The organism is Paenibacillus sp. FSL R5-0810 (genome assembly GCF_038002285.1).
Taxonomy (GTDB): domain Bacteria; phylum Bacillota; class Bacilli; order Paenibacillales; family Paenibacillaceae; genus Paenibacillus_AQ; species Paenibacillus_AQ lactis.
Window position 1 is genome coordinate 2,029,845 of record NZ_JBBOCF010000001.1, and the last position, 19,539, is coordinate 2,049,383.

A 19,539-nucleotide genomic window follows, 5' to 3' on the forward strand; every position below is an offset into this window, starting at 1 on the left:
ACAATAAAACGCTTCATTAAAGGGAAAGGTTACATCCGAGTACCTTGATTTTATCTTCTATCGAACACTTACGATCTTCATCCCATACAACTGATATCTCGAAGGTTCCTTTTTCAAAGAAGAGAGGCAGATATTTTGAGCCGCCATTTGGTTTACCTCCATCATCTCGTTGACCTCTTATTTCGATAACGGGACGATATCTCCTGCAGTCCAGGTCTTGTAACTCTATGAGAGGATGTTTTGGGGTTTTGAGTTGATGATATCTCCGTCTATAAAAGGATGAACAAGTCCTTGAAGGGGTGTTGCCTCAGCGTATTTATAGAAGACTTAAAGACGTTGACTTTATATATGGCCCCACCTATAATCTACTTAAATTTTTTCCCACGATGGAACCGGAAAGGAGAGAACAATCAACAACTATCAAATGGCTTCTCGAAACTGTCCATATAAAAGGAGGAAGTTCATGAATTCCTGGATAAAAAAAACGGCCATCCTGTTCGTTTATTCCATGAGTGTAAGCTCGCTTGCGCCTCTTGGCTCTGGATTCGCCCAGAGCACCCCCGAGATGGTCTCCAATTCCTCACCGGTCATTAACAACGCGGGCTTTGAAGCCTTGGGAAGCGGCAGTGAAATTCCGGGCTGGACCTATTATTGGTCACCACTGACGGACGAATATTCCATTTCGGTCACGGACTCCAAAAGCTATGAAGGCAACAATGCTTTAAAGATGGTCGACGGAGGACCAAAATCACTGGGATTAATCAGTTCTTCCTTTCCGGTCACGGAAGGAACCAGCTATGTCTCCTCGGTGAAAACCTTGCTGGAACAGGGCTCGGTGGCGATGATTGTATACTACTACGATGCTAATCATAAGGAAATCAGCAACAGCCGCGCCTCCCTATCCTCCGTAAGCAGCGATTGGTTGGATCTTACGCATGAGGGCGTCGCTCCTCCCGGTGCCGTTACAGCCAAGATCATGCTGTACTCCGGAACTGCCGGGTACAGTACCGCCTATTTCGACCATATGACGGTGTCTGCAGCCACAGCAGCAGATGTACCCATTGCCTTCGGAGATCCGATTGATCTGGGAGCAGCGACGAAAACGGTCAAAACCAGCGGGGCTGCGATGGCCAATGGTGAGGTTTACTTCGCAACCAACGGAACGCCTTCGACCTTTTACGCACTGGATGCCGCAACCGGCCAAGTCCTCTATTCCTCTCCGGTGCAGGGCGTGAACACGGTATACGGTGTAGCATTCGGGTCCGACGGCAATGTTTACCTGTCCGGCGTGGAGAACGGCATGCTGTATCGTTATTCCCCTGCTGCGAAAACGTTGGAATCCGTAGGCGTCAATCCGTCGGAAAAGCTGGTCTGGGATTTGGCGGCCACCTCGGACGGCAAAATTTACGGTGCAACGTACCCAAACTCCAAAATCTTCGAGTATGATATTGCCTCCAATCAATTCCATGATCTCGGAAGCGTTCGAGAGGATGTCATGTACGCCCGCGGTATTGGGGTGACAGACCGTTATATCTATGTCGGGGTGGGAAACCCTGCTTATTTATACAAGATTGATCGACAAACAGGTGAAAAATCTGAAGTGAAGCTTCCGAACTCCGGAGCCAATGACATGATCGCCGACATCTGGTCGTATAATGGAAAGCTGTTCGTACGTTCCGGCGCTACTACCCTGTTTATTTTGGATGAAGAGAGCGAAGAAGTGCTTCAATCTCTCCCTTGGCCTTCACCAACCCGTTTTGACAGTATGATCTCTCCTCCTTCCCCACTAGACCGTGATCTGGTGTATTTCCGGAACGTGGTGAACAGTGAACTGGTGACCTATAATACGGCGACCAATGAAATTATCCCTTTAGAGGGTGTCGTTCTGCCAAATTCAACGGTCCGGGCCTATGATTGGGTCACTCCGCAAACCGGGCATAAAGCCGGCAAAACCTTGCTGGCCATGGTAACAGAAAAGCTGGAATACGTGTTGTTTGATCCTGAAGATCAGTCGGTGGAGACGATCATGCCTGAAATTGAAGCCGAAGGCATTGATATTCAGAGCCTGGAGATGGGGCCGGACGGGAAACTGTATATGGGAGGCTTCCATACAGCCTTATCCATATTTGATCCAAAATCCAATGCCTATGAGCTGCAGGAACGTGTCTTTCCACAAATCGAAGGGATCGGCTTTTTAAACGATAAAATATATTTCGGCACCTATGGAGGTGCTGTCATCTACAAATACGATCCATCCCAGCCGTACAAGAAGGACGTCAATCCTTCGCTCGCATTCAATATTGAGGATGGTCAGAGCAGGCCGTTCGCTTTCGCAACTGGCGAGGACCAGCTATTCATCGGAACAATCGCCGACTATGGTCTCGTTAAAGGGGCATTGACTATGTACGATGAACCAACCGATACCTGGACCACCATTCCGGATATTGTGGAGAATCAAAGCGTGATGTCCGTTGCCTATAAAGACGGACTGGTCTATGGAGGAACAACGATCCATGGAGGCGGTGGCTCTACCCCCGCGGCTTCGGAAGCCAAAATGTTCATTTTTGATCCCAAAACCAAAAGCAAAGTCAAGGAATTCTCTCCTGCGATCCCCGGCATGGCATCACATCAGTTGATCGGTGACCTGAAGGAAGGGCCAGACGGCCGCTTGTGGGGTGTGACTTGGGGGAAAACAGCGTCAGGAACCACCGTATATTCCGTGTTCGCCATGGACGCAGCTTCACAGGTGATCGAAAAGAGCAAGCTGCTATATCCGAATACTCCGTCCGGAAGTACATGGAGACCTTATTTTCTCCGTTTTGGCGACGATGGTCTGCTCTACACCACGGTCGGACGTACACTAACGGTTATCAATCCGGAAACGATGGAATCCAAAAAAATAGCCGACAACGTCCATCTCATGACCTTGGCAGAGGATGGTGGAATCTATTATGCGGAAGGCTCCCATCTCAAGAAGCTCCCTGTCGCATTGAAAGAAGTCGCATTGAAGCTGGATACGTCGGTGCTCACTGCTGGAGAGCAGGCACAGCTTGCAATGAGCGGAACCCTGTTTAATGGAAAACCCGCAGACTTGGCTCAAGCTTCGATCAACTACACGAGCTCTGACGAAAGCATCATCACCGTGTCCGATTCCGGTTCCATTCAAGCGATCCGTGCAGGAAGGGCTGAAGTTCAAGCCGCGGTTGTTCTGAACGGTGTCAGCGTCCGTTCCAACTCGGTAGTGGTGGAAGTCCGTGCAACAGCGGAACAAGTGATGGAACAGCTTCAACAGGAATTCAATCTTCGCGCCGCTTCGGGAGAGATTCTGAAACCGCTTGAGAATCAATTGGCGAACAGCCTGAAGCAGACCGAACATCATTTACTCAAAAGACAAGTAGCCCAGGCCATTCACCATCTTGAGAAATTCACCCGAGATCTTGAGGATCCGAAAATGAATGCGTATATCACTCCGGCCGCAAAGGAGGCATTAGAGCTCCAGGCAGCCGAGCTGCTGGATACTTTAAATCAACAGCTGGACAGCTGAGAATCGGTGCTAAAAATAAGCCTAAACAGCGTGTACCGCAAGGTACACGCTGTTTGCGTTTCGTTTCGAAACCCGTGTAGGTTTCATGCCTCGTTCACCGAGCAGCTTGTAACAAGGGGCCGTTATAAATGCTTAATCCGCGAGCGGTAGCGATCAATATATGCCTGATTGTGTTCAAAGCCGCCCGAGATATTGCCGCTTACATATATTGGCGGTTCAATCCCACGATCGATCAGCTTCTCGGCAACGCTAGTCATCACCATATTCAGGATAATACTGCCAATGGCCGTTGACCCCGACGCCATTTTAACCCCCGATGATGGCAGCTCGACCAGCGCATCTCCATGCGGCATATGATTGTCAATGACCAGATCGGCTATATCCCGAAGCCGATGACCCGAATGGTGGCGGGTTTCATCGCCGGAATAAGCGGATGAGCATAAGGCAACAACTTTCAGTCCCTTTGCCTTGGCTGCCATTGCCATTTCTACTGGCAGACTGTTTATTCCGGAATTGGAAATCACAATAATAACTTCTCCGGGATGAACGATATAGTTATCCAGAATATGTTCGGCATAACCGGACATCCGCTCCACCTTAGAGCTTTTAACTGCCCCCTCATGCAGCATGATGCTAGTTTCGAGGATGGCATTTACCGGCACCATTCCTCCGGCTCTATAAAAGAAATCCTCCACCAGCAAATGTGAATGACCACAGCCAAACAGGTGCAGCAGCCCATCCTTTGCTATGGAATCGGCAATCCATTCTGCAGCCTTGTTTATGGACTCGCTTTCTTCACGCGTAATAAGTTCAATATGATCCATCATGGTCGAGACAAATTTGTAGGCAAGCATATGGTTTTCCCCTCCCTGGTCACATTTCTTATTGATGATCAATCGTTGAAGGTTACCCGAATAGATGTCAGCAAGTTCCGGTTTATAGATTCATTTCGATCTTGAATTTGTATCGGTCACCCCTGTATAGAGATCGGACAAATTCCAGCGGTTTATCTGCACCCTCCGTGTACGTGATTCTTTCAATCAGCATTGCAGGCTCATGCGGTCCGATCTCCAATATGCCCGCCTCATCGGGGTAAACGCTTGCAACTTCGATCGTTTGGATCGCCTTTACCAGCCTGATTCCGCAAACCTCCTCCAGCTTCTGATAGAGCGATACGTTCTCCATATCCATACCATAAAGCGGCTTTACTTGATCGTATCGCAGGTAGGAACGTTCAAGCGCCATCGGCTCTCCGTCTGCGGTGCGTACCCTTACCAACTCGAGCACTTCCTCATCAGCATCCATCTGCAGCCGGGAAGCAACCTGCTTGGTTGCCGGGATCACCTTCATCGACACCACCAGTGCTCCCGGAACGATTCCCCGATTCTCCATATCCTTACTGAAGCTTGTCAGCGAAGTCAAAGGCTGTTCAATTTTCGGCTGTGATACAAACGTGCCTACGCCACGCTGCCTGTATAGAAGCCCTTCCTGGACCAACTCGTTGATCGCTTGGCGAACCGTCAGCCGGTTGATCTCAAACTCTTCTGCCAGCTCCCGTTCCGACGGTATTAATTGCTCGGGTATATAATGCCCGGTTGCGATTTCGTTTCGCAAATACTCCTTCACTTGAAAGTAGAGTGGTATCACGCTGTTCTTATCAATGACGCTCTTCTTTTCTTTCATCGCATCATCCACCTCCAAACATCTAGAAATATAGTTGTCTATACCAGTTGTTATGGAGAATTATAAATATGGTTGTTTATGCTGTCAATACATTCTATAAAAAAACAAAAGCCGCCTACCTGGCGACTCATGACACATGTATGATTTTGTAACGAAAACCATGATGATTAGTCTTGCAAAAATGTTACTATTGTTGTTAACGCCTTCAGCCAGCGGAGTCAGTAGAAATCACTTCCCGCTCTCCAAACCGTGTCACCTCCGCTGTTATGAAAACTCAACTTAATAGTCCAGCAGCCGACCATGATCATGCCATGAACCGTACATTTTGTTTTCTCTCGTGTTTTCTATGAATTTTTCTAGTCTGCTGCCAAATAATTCCGGCTGATTTTTGACGCTTTGGATCGTGTCGATCCGAACTCTTTTATATAGTTCTGGGAATGCCATAAAGTTCTCATAGACTAACTTCTCCTCTTGTATCCTTTGCTCAATAACCTCATCTATTTTAAAAGAATCGGGGCCCATATCGGGAAGTACCCGTCTTCCTTCCTCTCTCATGAATCCCAGCTTTTCGAGTCGGCGGACTCGTTCTTTATTCAATTCCGTCCAGGAGCTTTTTTTACTTCGGGGTGACAATCTCTGCGCTAGCCCAGTTTCAGAAATTTTCTTCTTGACGCTATCGATCCATCCAAAGCACAAAGCTTCTTCGACCGCATCCAAATACAGCAGCGTTTCGGGATTAGGTTTCATACCAACGATGACCCAACAGCATTTCTCTGTCTTGCTATGTGCCAGCAGCCATGCCCTCAATTCTTCTCTCGAATTTCCCGAAATCAGATTTTCTATTTCCATCAACCCTTCTCCTTTCTAAGCATGATTAGCATAAAACTGGTCGCGTCTCTACTCTTAGAATTATCGGTCTTTTCAGATAAATTAAATCCATCCATGTATGGTAGTTATGCAATTCTTCGGGATGGTCCATCGTTTCCCTTCCTCTCCTTTTACCTTCTTTCGTTGTGGTTGTCTTCCTAGTTCTAGAATAAAAAAAGATATATGACAGCTTACCGTCATATATCTTCATAAAATTTGAGAAGATTGGGAAACCGTTCTTTCAATCCGGCTTCCATCAACCAGAAACACGGGGCTTAGTCGGGTCGCAGTTCGGGCTCTTTATTTCACCCAAATCGGCCAGCTTGGACAGATAGTAGCATTCTTCACGATACATATGGTCAGGCATTAACGGGTTAATCCGATCCAGCACCTCCCCGGTTAATTCAAGCTCCTCAAGCTCCGATAGGAAGTGCATGAACACCTTCATTTCCAGGTCAATATCCGCATGGAATTTGTGCATAGCCGGAAATTCCTTAAGATGGGTCCGTAAATAACCGACCATTTCAACGGCTTTCAGATAAAAGCCTTCAAAATCCTTCTGGAACGCCATGCTTTTCGCAATCAAGGACTTCTCCGCAAAATCCAAATCGGCCGCGATGCTTGCCGCATGACCAAAGGCATCCTGAAGCCAGAGCAGATCGTGATGCAAGGCATGAAAACGGGGAACGCCGCGTCCTTCAAGAAGCGATTCCAGAATTCGCTGGTACTCCTCCAATTCGTTCACCATATGATTCACGAAAGATGGAGTCAGAAGCAGGTCTATCTTGCCTGCGAGCTGACGTTCCAGCAGATTCAGCTTGAACTCGCGCAGTTCATGCACAGCATGACTGGCCTCTTGCGTCAGTTTGTCGATGAACGCAGATGCATCCGGTCGCCTAGCCTCGCCGAGCAGGGCATCGAAGTTGTCTCTTAACCGTTCAGCAATCGCAACATCCGTTTTTTCCTTCGGTGAAAGTGCAGTAAAAATAAACCGGCAGTGGTCGCCAAGAATCTGCAGCCAAAACCGGTGTTCATACATTGTCATTGAAATGACTCTAACCGATAGAAACAGGAGCAAAACTTCTATAGCCGCAATAGCAGCCAAAATATAGGTTAATATCTGATCCAATTGCTGATAGCTGTCGGCATGGCGGTACGCTACTTCTCTGCCTTCCCATATATCCATAACTCCCTGTCCAATGGCTGTTGTATAGCTTGTTTTCATATTGGCCAGGATCGCCACACCTACTTGTTCGTCAGGCTTCAATATGAAATAGGAGCTGAACGTCGGATTTTCGCCGGCATGAAGGAGATATGTTTGTCCTGAGCCATGTTGAACTCCCCATCCTGCAGCATAATGCGTATTCTGGTCGAAGGGCTCAACGGAAAGATCGGGCTCGTGCGATTTTTGAATGAGGTGCTGGTCCATCTCGCTTGTTGAAATATGCCATAATTGGAGATGTAACCATTTTGCGATATCGTTTGAATTGCTGATGATATAACCGGCAGGGATGTTTCCTCTGTATACAGGTGCGGTGTAAGCTTGTTCCCTCATAAATCCTAGTTTATAACCGGTAGCGATTACCTCGGATTGAAGCTGATGCAGCCCTACGTAGGAGTCCTTCATCCCAATTGGATCAAGAACATGCTGCTTTATGTACATGTCAAAAGGCTGTTTAGTAACGCGCTCAATTACATATCCCAGCACATCGTAATTGATGGTCGCATACTCAAATGAGCTGCCCGGTTTTCGGTTTAGCGGCTGATCCACCAAGGTTCTAACCGTGAGCTCAAGTGCGTTATCGGCTTTGCTTGCAGGAATCTTGACGATGGTGTTTGAAGCAATCCCGCTTGTGTGATGCATCAACTGATCTATTGTGATCGTTTGAGGCTCTCCATTATATTTTAACTCTAACCAGGGAATATAGGTCCGAACATCATCGGTTCGCTTTAATTGTCCCTTCTGTTCCAGCTGTAAGATAGCGAGTGCCGTAAAGGCTTTGGTCGTGGAGCCGATTTCAAACAATGTATCGGGTGTGACTTCGCTTTTGGTTTTTACGTCTGCATAGCCAAATCCTTTTTGATATACGGTTTTTCCCTTCTCTACAATGACAACCGAGAGTCCTGGAATTTTACTTAGATCGTGTTGTTCTTGAATAAAACGCTCGATTTGATGAATCCGATCATTGGCTTCGGCACGAGCGATGCTGGGGATTGCTGCGGACAAGAGCAGACAGACAACAAGAAAAAACATACAGCTTTTAGGAAGGGATGATCTACGGGCTAGTTCTTTTCCTTTAGGATTTTCCAAATGGCTTTCTCCTCGCTTTATATTTAATAAGCTTAATATAAAGCGAGATTCCAATACCGTGCCATCGATTGACATGACAATCTTCGGGTGGAGCATGACAAATCTGTCACTTCCTCTACCAGCTTTCCCTCCGAGCTAGCTTGTGTTAGTAGACTGATAAATTGTATATGAAATAATTAAGCCACCTGGCTCCTTTCCAAGTGGCTCCATTAACCTTGCTACATATTTGATTTTCTTCGATTTATTCTTTGGAAAATCAGCCTAAACGTCATTATGAAGAATAAAGTATTGACTCAACTTTTAGGCTGAAAAGTTATAATTTACACCCAAAATATTTATATATTTCATGAGTTAACAGGCACAGGAGGATTCATCGGGAATTTCAAGCAATCGTTTACCTCACCTTATTCTGCTGTCTATATTCGCTCGGCAGCATGCCTGTCTGCTCTCGAAAAGTTCTGCTGAAATATTTCTCATCCTCGTATCCGGTTTGCTTGGCAATCCAGACAATTGGCCTCGACGTCTGCTCCAGATATTCCCGCGCTTTATCGATTCGTACCTTGCGCAGATATTCATTGAAGGAATAGCCTACGATTTCTTTGAAACATTGATAAAAGTAGCTTCGGCTCAAATTGACCCGCTTCGCTACATCGATGGCGAATAACGGAGTATCAAGTTCGTCGTGTACGATCTTGACCGCGTTCATAATGCTGCCGCTCACTTCCGGGCTCAACTGCAGGCTGCCTGACAGAGTTATCCCCATTTCCCTGAAATGTTTCAGCCAGTCCACCACCTCCCGCCAGCACGTAAATGTGTCAGGCATCTTGATCTCATCAGGTTGTATCGCTCTAAATAGCCGGTTCCAGTCAACCATAAAACCGTAGATCCATTGCATTAATTTGGAGACAGGTATACGCAGTTCTTTGAATCGGCTACAAAGCTTATCAAAAGCCTCGTCGTCATGGACCCATGTGAAGGCATGCAGTAATTCCTTCACAGTCTCCGTCTCTTCTTCTCCCGGTTCAGGTTGTTCCACCAGCAGGTCCATGACAGACTTCTCAATCGGATAGGGCTCATGGCCGTCGCAGTCGTAGAAAAAATCTCTTCTTCTGTAGGCGCGGATCCGTTGAAACAGATCGGAGGGAGATAAACCGGCAGTATGCCGCAGCCGTACCAAATGCCATCCGGTGCTTCCCACTCCGTTTGGAAGCGGCGGCAACGGCGCATCTTCATAGGGACTTTGAGGCTGAACCTCCCTGGTAAGATCGGTCAACCACAACAGAATAGAGCCTTCCGTTTCGGCTATCCAGCCCAAGGATACGCAATCCGCAACCATTCTGCTTGTAATTGGCTCATCCGGATACGTCAATAGCGCATAGGCCGTTTCGCAAGAATTAACTTCTACGATCGAATCCGCCTCGTTCTTGTGCTTCTGCTTCTCTACCATAATGCGCGAGTGAATGCGCTGAAACACTTCTTCGAACTGTTCTTTTTCAAGCTCTACCTTGGCAATGTAATCAATGGCGCCCAGGCGCAGCGCTTCCTGGATGTATTCAAAATCCTGATGAAGCGTCAGCACGGCGATCGCGATTTCCGGATATAACTTGCGTACAATCCGAATTAATTCGATGCCCGACATCACGGGCATGGCCAGATCGGTCATTAACAGATCTACCCGATTCGCCTTCAGAAAATCAAGCGCCTTCTCCCCGTTGGCAGCTTCGCCTACAACTCTCATTCCGAACGATTCCCAAGGCAAAAAGGACATCAGTCCCTTACGTACAAGCTTGTCGTCGTCTACGATGAGAACATGGATCATTTTGTTGATTTCCCCTCCCCGATTTGTATCGAAATGATGATGCGGGTACCTTTGCTAAGCTCGCTTGTTACCGAAAGACTCGCTTTCCCTTCGTAATGAAAGGCTAACATTCGTTTGACATAATTCAGTCCGATTCCCATTCCCACTCGATGGTGCTCGGTCTGTTCCTGCTCAAGCAATGCCTCAATCGTTTCCTCAGAGATCCCCCCACCGTTATCCCGAATTTCGATCTCGAGTCTGTCATTCTTTCTAACCACCACCTCGATTCTGCCGTTGTCATCCAGCCCGTGATAGAGTGAATTTTCAACCAACGGCTGCAGAATGAATCTGGGAACCGTCACTTCGAGCAATGCGTCGTCCACGTAAATTTTGACATCGAACTGAAAATTGTATCGAATTTGCTGGAGAATGAGATATTGTTTCAGTGAATCAATCTCATCCCTGATCGTCGCGACACTGTTGCCTTTGCGGAGATTGTAGTAGAGCAGTTTGTTCAACGAAGTGACAAGCCTGTCGATCTCCTCCTGACCGTTCATAACGGCAAGCCAGTGAGCAGTATCCAGCGTGTTCATCAAGAAATGCGGATTGATCTGATACTGAAGCTTCTCAATCTCAAGATCCGCTCTGCGCTTCTCCTTGGCCTTGATTTCAGAATACAGCTGCGTAATCTGAACCTTCATATGTTGAAATTGGTTTAACAACATCTCGAATTCCGGTATGCTCGATTGCGTGGCTGCCGCATTAAAATTGCTGCCCGCAATCGATTTGATCTCCTTATGGAAGCGCGACAGCGGCCGGTACACCATTTTCCATAGAAGCCAGCCAATCGTCAGACTGACTACGGCGAACAGCAGCGCCAGCCCCAGCATCTGCATCATCCAGCGGTTTTTCTCGCGGTTGTAGTCGGATTTCGCAATAAGCGAGACCACGCTCCAGCCCTGATTGCTGACTTGTCGATACCAATAATAGTCGGACGTAATACCTGTTACCAGGGATGGCGATAGTGTGTCCGAAAAAAATGAATTTTCAGGGAAGATATCTTGAAGTTCGCTGTAAGAAATTCTTCCGTTGTTGTCCAGAATTAAATGATTGGTATGCTTGCTGACTTCATCCAAATCAAGAATGCTCTGCGTCAGCTTGAAACCGGACTCAATGTAGACATAGGCATCCTCCCTCTCCGGCAAATCCACCTTTCGCAACGCGGAAAGCACATATTGATTGTTGAAACGGTCTTGACTGATATGCGGTCCAAAATAGGTGATGCCATAATACTCTGCGAGGATTGGAAGATTATCGATATGGAATGGCTGCTTCATGCCGGTATTCTCAAAAAGAGTGGTCTGATCGTCGCGTAAATAATACAACGTTAATCCTACATTGGGATTAGTGAACGTGATGAGATTCAGCTGACTTTTGATCTCGTCCGTCAGATAACTCCGATCATATGGCTGCTTCGCCGTCAAAAACTTTTCAAGCTGCCTACCGACATTCCCCTTGAAGGTCAGTTGTTGGGAAACGTGGTTCAGATTGTTCAGCGTGTTCTCAAGCGACAATCTGACCTGCTTTAAATTGCTTTGAATGCCGGATTGCAGCTTCGTATTCAGAATGGATGTAATGGTGTTGTAGGAAAGAAAACAGGTGCAGATGAACGGGATCAATGTTGCTGCGGCGAACAGTAAAAGAATTCTATTTTTCAAGGTCAATCGCTTCAAGCCGGATTTCCAATCCTTTTCCGGTTCCATCGTTTCACCCCCATCCATACTTTCTCAGTAAGAATGACTGCAGATTCGAGTGCTCTCCTGGGTCCTGCCATTTTATTGGGTCTTCCAATTGAACTAGACTCCTCCTCTCTTTGAATGGTATTGCTTATGACGTGCATAAACAGAAACAGGTGAAAAATCTTTCTAGAATATAACACAAATAAAAATGATTATTGAGCAAAGAATTCAATAAATCAGATGCCTAAGCTGTTATCTTTCCAATGAAAAAATCACGGGTAGACAAATGTCTTCTCCTTAGTAGGTGAAATGTCCAACCATCCGGAGCAGCCGTGAATTTTTGTACAAATGACCCCCTCATTTAGAAACCACCTTCTATCCTTGAAGGCGGTTTCATTGTGTTACAGTTAAATGGTCCATAAGGATAGTTATTCCATTCAATCTGGTAGAAGGGGTGTAATTATGAAAAACAAGTCAAAACCGTTAGCGCTTTTACTGGCCTGCTTTCTCGTGCTAGGTGCTTGCAGCAACACAACTAATAACACGCCGGCTGCACCGGAGAAAAGCGCGGAGTCAAGCGAACCCGCTGATCCATTTGGCCGCTACGAAGAGCCTGTCCAGATCAGCATCAGTATTGAAATCGATCCCACCGATAATGAGCTGCCGCCTGGCGACACGCCGCTGGACAATCAATACACTCGTCAGATTAAGGAAGCGCTTAATGTGGACGTCGATCATCAATTTGCTGCCGCCGGCCAGAATCTTCGCCAGAGAATTAGTCTCGCTATTGCAAGTAACGATTTGCCGGATGCTATGGTCGTTAATGCCGTTGAGCTGCGCCAATTGGTCGAAGCCGACCAGATTGCCGATTTAACGGAGGTGTATGAGCGATATGCATCCCCGGATATAAAGAGCATCATTGAAAACACCAACGGTGCTGCCTTGGATGCAGTAACCTTCGATGGCAAAATCATGGCCCTTCCGGGTGTTCAAGCCAATGCTGATGGCATTCACCTCTTGTGGATCCGGCAGGACTGGCTGGATAAGCTGAACCTTGAACCGCCAACCACGATGGCAGAACTTGAAGACGTCGCCCGTGCTTTCGTCGAAGATGATCCGGATGGCAACGGTAAGCGCGACACGATTGGGATTACCGGACCGGAGAGCGGGGGTAAGCTGTATGCGAACTTCCTTGAGTCGAAGAACAATTTGTACGGTTTTGACCCCATTTTCTCCGCGCATGACGCGTTCCCTGGATACTGGCTCGAGGGCGAGGATGGCAGCCCTGTGTACGGGTCGATCCTGCCGGAGACTCGCGAGGCGTTAGCTAATTTGAGAGATTTGTATTCCAAGGGACTTATTGATCCAGAGATGGGTGTTCGTAACAAAGCGGATGAACCCATTATCGCCGGAAAATCCGGAATGTTCTTTGCGCCTTGGTGGATGGCTTACGGTCCGCTAACCAATGCCGTAAAAAACGATCCCGAAGCCAACTGGCAAGCTTACGCCCTGCCTTTAAATCAAAATGGCGAATTTAGACCACATGCTGCCACGCCTTCAACTGAGTTTGTGGTGGTTCGGAAAAATTACGAGCATCCGGAAGTTCCTATGAAATTACTAAACAATTTGTTTAAAAACGAGCAGGAGAACACCTTTGACCCGAGCAAAGGCGGTCCTGGTTATTATCCGCTCCGCGTGGTGTACGCTCCATCCGATGAAATTGAATTTACGGTCAAAGCCCTCCGTGATGTGCTGGCAGGCAATAAAACCGCAGAGGATTTTGCGAATGACAAAGCCTACAAACTGCTGCCTTCGGATATCGCAAGTATCAAGACGATCAAAAAGGAGCCTTACGATTCTATGGATATATCAACATGGAACCCGGAAGCGAATTGGGGAGCATGGACTCGAGCGTACTCCATCATGGTGGGCGGCAGGCCGCTGGTTGATACCGAGTTTGAGGCGGTGTCCAGTCTTCTGTATGAGCAAACGCCACTAATGGAGAGCCGTTGGGTGAATCTGCGCAAGTTAGAGGATGAGACCTTTCTGCGCATCATCATGGGTGCGGCTCCATTAGAGACATTCGACACCTTCGTCGAAAACTGGAAGCGTCAAGGCGGCGACCAGATTACCCAAGAGGTTAAGGATGCGCTTGCGCAGTAATCATCTTAAGGCTTCATAACGAATCATATAGCCAGAGCTTCAGGCACCTGTCAGGAGCTCTGGAACACTCGATGCAGGATGCGGGGAAAGGAGTGCTGTCATGCGAATGAAAGGCTTCGCCAAACATTATTATCTGATGCTGATTCCGGGATTTCTATGGCTGTTCGTCTTCAGCATCGTTCCGATGTTCGGCATCATCATTTCGTTCCAATATTTTAATCCAGGCAAAGGAATACTGGGCTCGGATTGGGCGGGGCTTGAACACTTCAAGTATATGTTTTTGCTGAAGGATACACAGGAAGTCTTCAGCAATACGCTAGTCATCGCGTCCATGAAGATTGTCGCCAACCTGATTGCGCCCCTGCTGTTTGCACTGATGCTCAATGAGCTGCGTCTGATGATTCTCAGGCGCTGGATTCAGACCATTGTCTATCTGCCTCACTTTTTATCCTGGGTTATTCTGGGGGGCATTGTACTCGATCTGTTCTCCTATAACGGACCCGTTAATCAACTGACAGCTTTGTTCGGATTCCAGCCCAAACTGTTCTTTGCCGATGCCCAGCTGTTTCCGTTCCTCGTAGTCGGCAGTGACGTCTGGAAGGAATTCGGTTTTGGTACCATTATCTATCTTGCTGCGCTTACCGGAATCAACCCGGCACTGTACGAGGCTGCTAACATCGATGGCGCAGGACGCTGGAGAAGTCTCTGGCATATTACGCTGCCCGGGATCCGCACGACAGCCGTATTGCTTACGGTACTTAGCTTGGGTAATGTGCTTAACGCGGGCTTCGACCAAATCTTCAATCTGTATAACCCGCTCGTCTATTCGACAGGTGATATTATTGACACCTGGGTCTATCGTACAGGTTTGCTCAACCTGCAATATGAACTTGCGACCGCCGTCGGCCTGCTGAAGTCCGTTGTAGGCTTCCTGCTGATATCCGTCTCGTATTATCTGGCTTACCGTTTTGTTAACTATCGCATATTCTAAGGATTCATCCTGATGCAAAGCTATACAAACGCATCCCATTCCAACTAGAGTAGGAGGTGCTGACCGTGGTCAGAGATCGGACGTTCGGCAACCGCGTGACGGATATTATACTGATTGTTGTCCTGATAGGCATAACTTTGTCTTGCATCCTGCCGATCTGGTACACGCTCTCCCTTTCGCTTAGCTCCAACTCAGCCGCTGCGGCCGGCAAAGTCTGGCTATGGCCGGTCGATTTCAATCTTAACGCATATGCCCAGATTCTCAATGACAATCAGTTCTTCCGGTCCTTCTGGATCTCGACCCAGCGAGTGCTGCTGGGGGTTTCGCTCAACTTTATCATGGTTGTGCTCATGTCTTATCCGCTCTCGCGGACAGCGAAAGAGCTCAAGGGGCGCAATGTGTTCATGTGGATTCTCATTTTCACGATGTTATTCAACGGCGGCCTGATCCCGCTTTATCTGACGGTCAAAGAGCTCAACATGCTAAACAGCATCTGGGCACTTGTCCTGGTCGGCGGTGCGCAGACCCTCGTCTTCAACGTCATCCTCACGATGAACTTCTTTCGCAACCTGCCCAAGGAGCTGGATGAAGCCGCCCTGGTCGACGGCGCGGGACCATGGTACATCCTGTTCAAGATCTACATCCCGCTGGCCGTGCCGGTGCTGGCGACCGTCTCGCTGTTCAGTATCGTGTATCACTGGAATGAATTTTTGTACGGTCTGATCTTCATGTCCCGTGAACAATTCTATCCACTCCAGACGTATATCCAGCAGCTTGTCGTCTCGGTCGATCCATCGACGATGTCTGAGGACCAGTACCGCCGCTTGTCGGAGTTGTCCAACCGGACACTCGATGCCGCCAAGATCTTCATCGCGATGCTGCCCGTCCTCATCGTCTATCCGTTCCTCCAGCGCTTCTTCATTCACGGGATTACGCTGGGTTCGGTTAAAGAGTAGCTTACCCACCCAGGACAACAGATTATAGAGATCTATGCCATTCTCTTTACGTTTTAAAGTAAAACATACTGAAAATAGGGGCCGTTCCACATGATCTTAGATCTTGAGAAACGGCCCCTTTTTGCGGCTATGGTGCGCCGGGTAGACAATTCATTCCCGTATAATCGCTTCGGTTATTGGAAACGGAGTCCTCCCGTCCATCATTGGTGCTGACTGTACATAAAGGATCGACGGATTTGGTCAAATATGCGGTCTCGATTTGCACGGCATCCTTGTCCAGCCAAATCTTATTAAGCATTTGCTTTCGATTCATTTATCGCTTCGTGTCAGTTAACGAGCATCGGACGAAGAAAATCAGGGTCCGGCAGAGCTTTTTTATCGACTTTCCCGTTAGGGGTGAGCGGCAAGCTTTCCACTTGTACTACAAGAGAGGGCAGGAAATATTCAGGTAAATTTCGGGCTAAATACGCCATCACTTCCGTTTCGGACAACACCTGTTTCGCAACAAAATACGCGCATATTATCGGATTTCCACTTCTGTCGGCTTTGATGGCTACCGCGGCTTTCGAGATTCCATTGTGTTCCAATAGCCGAGTCTCGATTTCTCCCGGTTCCACTCGATACCCTCGGATCTTCACTTGATCGTCGATTCGCCCGATCATTTCGATATTGCCATCCGGCAGCCACATGGCCAAATCCCCCGTTCGATATAACCGTTCCCCAAGGAGCGGATGTTCCACAAACTTGGCTTCTGTCAATTCCAGCCGGTTCACATACCCCCGCGCGATACCGTCTCCTCCGACGCAAAGCTCTCCCACTACTCCGATCGGCTGAAGATTTAACTGTTTATCAAGGATATAAGCGGAGGAATTGCATATTGGTCTGCCAATTGGAATGGCGGTTTCGAAATCACGTTCGATCGGGAAATAAGTGGAGAACGTCGTGTTTTCCGTCGGACCGTACATATTGATCATCCGCAGATCGGGGCACCTCTTCCTTACGGCATTTACGTACTTCGGCGATAACGCTTCTCCGCCGATTAGCAAGGTGTCTACCGTACGAAAGACGCCCGGATCCAGTTCGGCCAGATTATGGAACTGAGCCGTAGTCAGGAACCAAGCCGTAATAAAGTGGTCGATGATGGTTTCCTTCAATTTGTGAATGTCAAATGAGTCCGTGTCATTCATCAAATACAAGGTAGATCCGTTCAAAAGGGATCCCCAAATTTCAAAGGTCGACGCATCGGACGCAATTTTACCGGTTTGCAAAATCCGATGCTCCTTGGAAAAGTTGAAATAATTGGTATTCTTGACCAGGCTTACGATGTTGCGATGTTCAACCATGACCCCTGTCGGAGTCCCCATTGATCCGGAAGTATAGATGATATACGCTAAACTTTGCGAGGTTACAGCAGATATCGTATGGGAACCGTTGTCGAGGTTTTGCTGCGCGTTGTCCCAATAAATTACTTTTCCTTTAAATGCAATGTCAGGCTTCCAACTGGAAGGGGCCAGCAAAAATCCCGCCTGACTGTCCTCGAGCATATATTCGATTCTTTCACGCGGAGAATCGGCTTCGATGGGCATATATGCGCCGCCCGCTTTCAATATGGCTGTAAGCCCGACAATCATGCTGACAGACCGGTCCGCGATAATGCCAACGACGCTCTCCGGCCTAACGCCGTGATACTGCAGTGCTTTTGCAAGCTGATTCGCGTGTTCGTTCAATTCCCGATAGGACATCCGATGTTTCTCGGTCATGACCGCCGGGCGATCGGGGTTTAAGCGCACCTGCTCCTCAAACAAGTAATGGACCGTTTGGCCGGAAGGATAGTCCGTCTTAGTTCTGCTGAAAGCCTGAATCTGTCTCTCCTCTACTTCCGACATCATGCGTATGTCGGCAATCGCATTCTCGGGGAAATCAAACACTTCATGCACAATTCGGCTCAAATGGCCGCCCATCTGCTCGATCGTTTCTTTTCTGTACAACCGGGCCGAATATTCAATGTGCATCATGATAGATTCCTTCTTAAAAGCCGTCAAAGCAAGCTCAAACGTCCCCAACTGATCGGATTCATAAGGAGTGGTATTGGCACTTTGCCAAGTAAAGGCCGCTTTGATGAACGGATTGCCGTTCAGATTCTTTCGCATTTTCCGATCCTCGAGTGCTTGCATCGTGGTATGCTTGACCTCTAACAGAAACTTACCTAATGGCTTATGTACAGTAGGAGAGTAACGTATAGGAAACATCTGTCTTTCCAACAGATACCCGATTACAGGATCATCCTCGCCGGTATATTTGGCAAGCAGAATCGCATAACAAGCCATAAGTGCCATATCCACAGTTATTCCGAAATTGAACGCCAGTTCATGGAGTTTTCGGGTCGTTGCAAAATCAAGGGAAAAACTAACCCGGTTTCTTTCATCGTTGGTCCATCCCCCTCTTGGCAATTCGTCAATTGTTACTTCACTTGTCGTTTGTTCCATGACCATCTACCTCCCGGATTATCGATTCATTAATGTCTGATTGTTAACGAACAGAAAAATCCTCTTAGCATTCTGTAATGAAATAGCGTCCCCCTTCAACACCAGACTAGTTTTTTTGTTATAGCGAAGCTGCCGTTGTTTTTTGGAACGTCAAAAAAACCCCTTTCATCAATTCAAAATAATGAATAAAACGGAGGTTTCCCGTTGTATTCGGCAACTGGCTGGCATTGCGGTTGCAGTAGGTCCCGCATTAGCCCCTATAGCTTTGCGTCGCCACCTTTCGGTGGGTTTGCTATTGTCGTACAAAAATAGTATTTAATTTGTAAACCATGATTATATTATGTATTCGATTTACATTTACTGTATCTTGTTTCCAATTGAAAATCGATAGGTCTTTTGTTCAATATTGTGTTTCAAGAATGGTTTTGATGATATTGATAACCATCATATAACTCTAGGTCGCGATAGTTAATTTTTACTAATTTTATCTGTGCGCTGTTTCACCAAACTTCACCTAACTATGTATTATCGCTATTTTTAACAGAAGACAGGGATACGTTATTACTAATAAAAATCGATTAAGAACAGAGGCTTACACACGTTTTTTGTCCCTCGGCAGAATTCCACAAATTACGCCCTTACCCTAATAGAAGCGGTATTCATTGTCCTAAATCCCTGTGTATTCTTCTGTTGTTACTTGGATATTGGACGATGGTTAATCAAGACAATAGTTCTATTTTTCAATGTCGAACCTATATCCATTGCCCTAATTACGACAACGGAAATCATTATAGCCAATAACTTTTGTCGCTTGTCCTCCGGGACTAAAATACCGTTTTATAACTAATTAGGACAACTTCCATCCGACGCGAAAACTTCCATAATTTCAACTCATTTGGTAATTCCATTCTTCAAGTTCGCTGTCTAATGGATCACTGGGATCACTGGACAATAAAGCAAAGAGCCGTTGTCCAGGACAACGGCCTCATATTGCTATCTGT

12 protein-coding genes, 1 pseudogene and 1 riboswitch are annotated in these 19,539 nt (G+C 47.2%); of the genes and pseudogenes, 4 read left to right on the forward strand and 9 right to left on the reverse strand.

Annotated features, from left to right (window positions below; all coding sequences use genetic code 11):
* The first annotated feature begins 463 nt into the window (after window positions 1–463).
* Window positions 464–3,544 carry an FIMAH domain-containing protein gene (locus MKX76_RS09145; RefSeq protein ID WP_341033520.1) on the forward strand — a complete coding sequence of 1,027 codons (3,081 nt, stop codon included), beginning with the start codon at window positions 464–466 and terminating at the stop codon, window positions 3,542–3,544.
* Between the two features lie 122 nt (window positions 3,545–3,666).
* Here MKX76_RS09145 and MKX76_RS09150 read toward each other — a convergent pair whose 3' ends face one another.
* The 7 genes and pseudogenes from MKX76_RS09150 to MKX76_RS09180 form a co-directional block, all read right to left on the reverse strand.
* A complete protein-coding gene (locus tag MKX76_RS09150) occupies window positions 3,667–4,398 on the reverse strand; it encodes a sugar isomerase domain-containing protein (protein ID WP_007131914.1) in 732 nt (243 codons plus the stop codon).
* Between the two features lie 82 nt (window positions 4,399–4,480).
* Window positions 4,481–5,227: a GntR family transcriptional regulator gene (locus MKX76_RS09155; RefSeq protein ID WP_007131913.1), complete on the reverse strand. Its 747-nt coding sequence runs from the start codon at window positions 5,225–5,227 to the stop codon at window positions 4,481–4,483.
* A gap of 279 nt (window positions 5,228–5,506) precedes the next feature.
* Entirely contained in the window at window positions 5,507–6,076 is a 570-nt protein-coding gene (locus tag MKX76_RS09160; RefSeq protein ID WP_007131912.1) for a YdeI/OmpD-associated family protein, read from the reverse strand.
* A 274-nt stretch (window positions 6,077–6,350) separates the two neighbouring features.
* Entirely contained in the window at window positions 6,351–7,145 is a 795-nt protein-coding gene (locus MKX76_RS09165) for a DUF2935 domain-containing protein (protein ID WP_341035034.1), read from the reverse strand.
* 177 nt (window positions 7,146–7,322) lie between these two features.
* Window positions 7,323–8,501: pseudogene (locus MKX76_RS09170) on the reverse strand (serine hydrolase domain-containing protein); the annotation flags it as partial.
* 298 nt (window positions 8,502–8,799) lie between these two features.
* Window positions 8,800–10,224, reverse strand: a complete 1,425-nt coding sequence (locus tag MKX76_RS09175; RefSeq protein WP_341033522.1) for a response regulator transcription factor — start codon at window positions 10,222–10,224, stop codon at window positions 8,800–8,802.
* Complete coding sequence (locus MKX76_RS09180) at window positions 10,221–11,966, reverse strand: sensor histidine kinase (RefSeq protein WP_341033524.1); 1,746 nt, start codon at window positions 11,964–11,966, stop codon at window positions 10,221–10,223. The genes MKX76_RS09175 and MKX76_RS09180 overlap by 4 nt, the downstream gene beginning before the upstream one ends.
* Before the next feature lie 438 nt (window positions 11,967–12,404).
* On the opposite strand from MKX76_RS09180, the gene MKX76_RS09185 reads away from it, so the two are divergent.
* The 3 genes from MKX76_RS09185 (at window position 12,405) to MKX76_RS09195 (ending at window position 16,052) form a co-directional block, all read left to right on the forward strand.
* Entirely contained in the window at window positions 12,405–14,105 is a 1,701-nt protein-coding gene (locus MKX76_RS09185) for an extracellular solute-binding protein (protein WP_341033526.1), read from the forward strand.
* 100 nt (window positions 14,106–14,205) lie between these two features.
* Window positions 14,206–15,096 carry an ABC transporter permease gene (locus tag MKX76_RS09190; RefSeq protein ID WP_007131906.1) on the forward strand — a complete coding sequence of 297 codons (891 nt, stop codon included), beginning with the start codon at window positions 14,206–14,208 and terminating at the stop codon, window positions 15,094–15,096.
* 65 nt (window positions 15,097–15,161) lie between these two features.
* The gene (locus MKX76_RS09195; protein ID WP_341033528.1) at window positions 15,162–16,052 is read left to right on the forward strand and encodes a carbohydrate ABC transporter permease; all 891 of its coding nucleotides are present in this window, start codon (window positions 15,162–15,164) and stop codon (window positions 16,050–16,052) included.
* Between the two features lie 127 nt (window positions 16,053–16,179).
* Here MKX76_RS09195 and MKX76_RS09200 read toward each other — a convergent pair whose 3' ends face one another.
* Both MKX76_RS09200 and MKX76_RS09205 read right to left on the reverse strand, forming a co-directional pair.
* Entirely contained in the window at window positions 16,180–16,365 is a 186-nt protein-coding gene (locus MKX76_RS09200; RefSeq protein WP_341033530.1) for a hypothetical protein, read from the reverse strand.
* A 13-nt stretch (window positions 16,366–16,378) separates the two neighbouring features.
* Entirely contained in the window at window positions 16,379–18,538 is a 2,160-nt protein-coding gene (locus MKX76_RS09205; RefSeq protein WP_341033533.1) for a non-ribosomal peptide synthetase, read from the reverse strand.
* Between the two features lie 209 nt (window positions 18,539–18,747).
* Window positions 18,748–18,842, reverse strand: a riboswitch (cyclic di-GMP riboswitch).
* Window positions 18,843–19,539 lie beyond the last annotated feature (697 nt).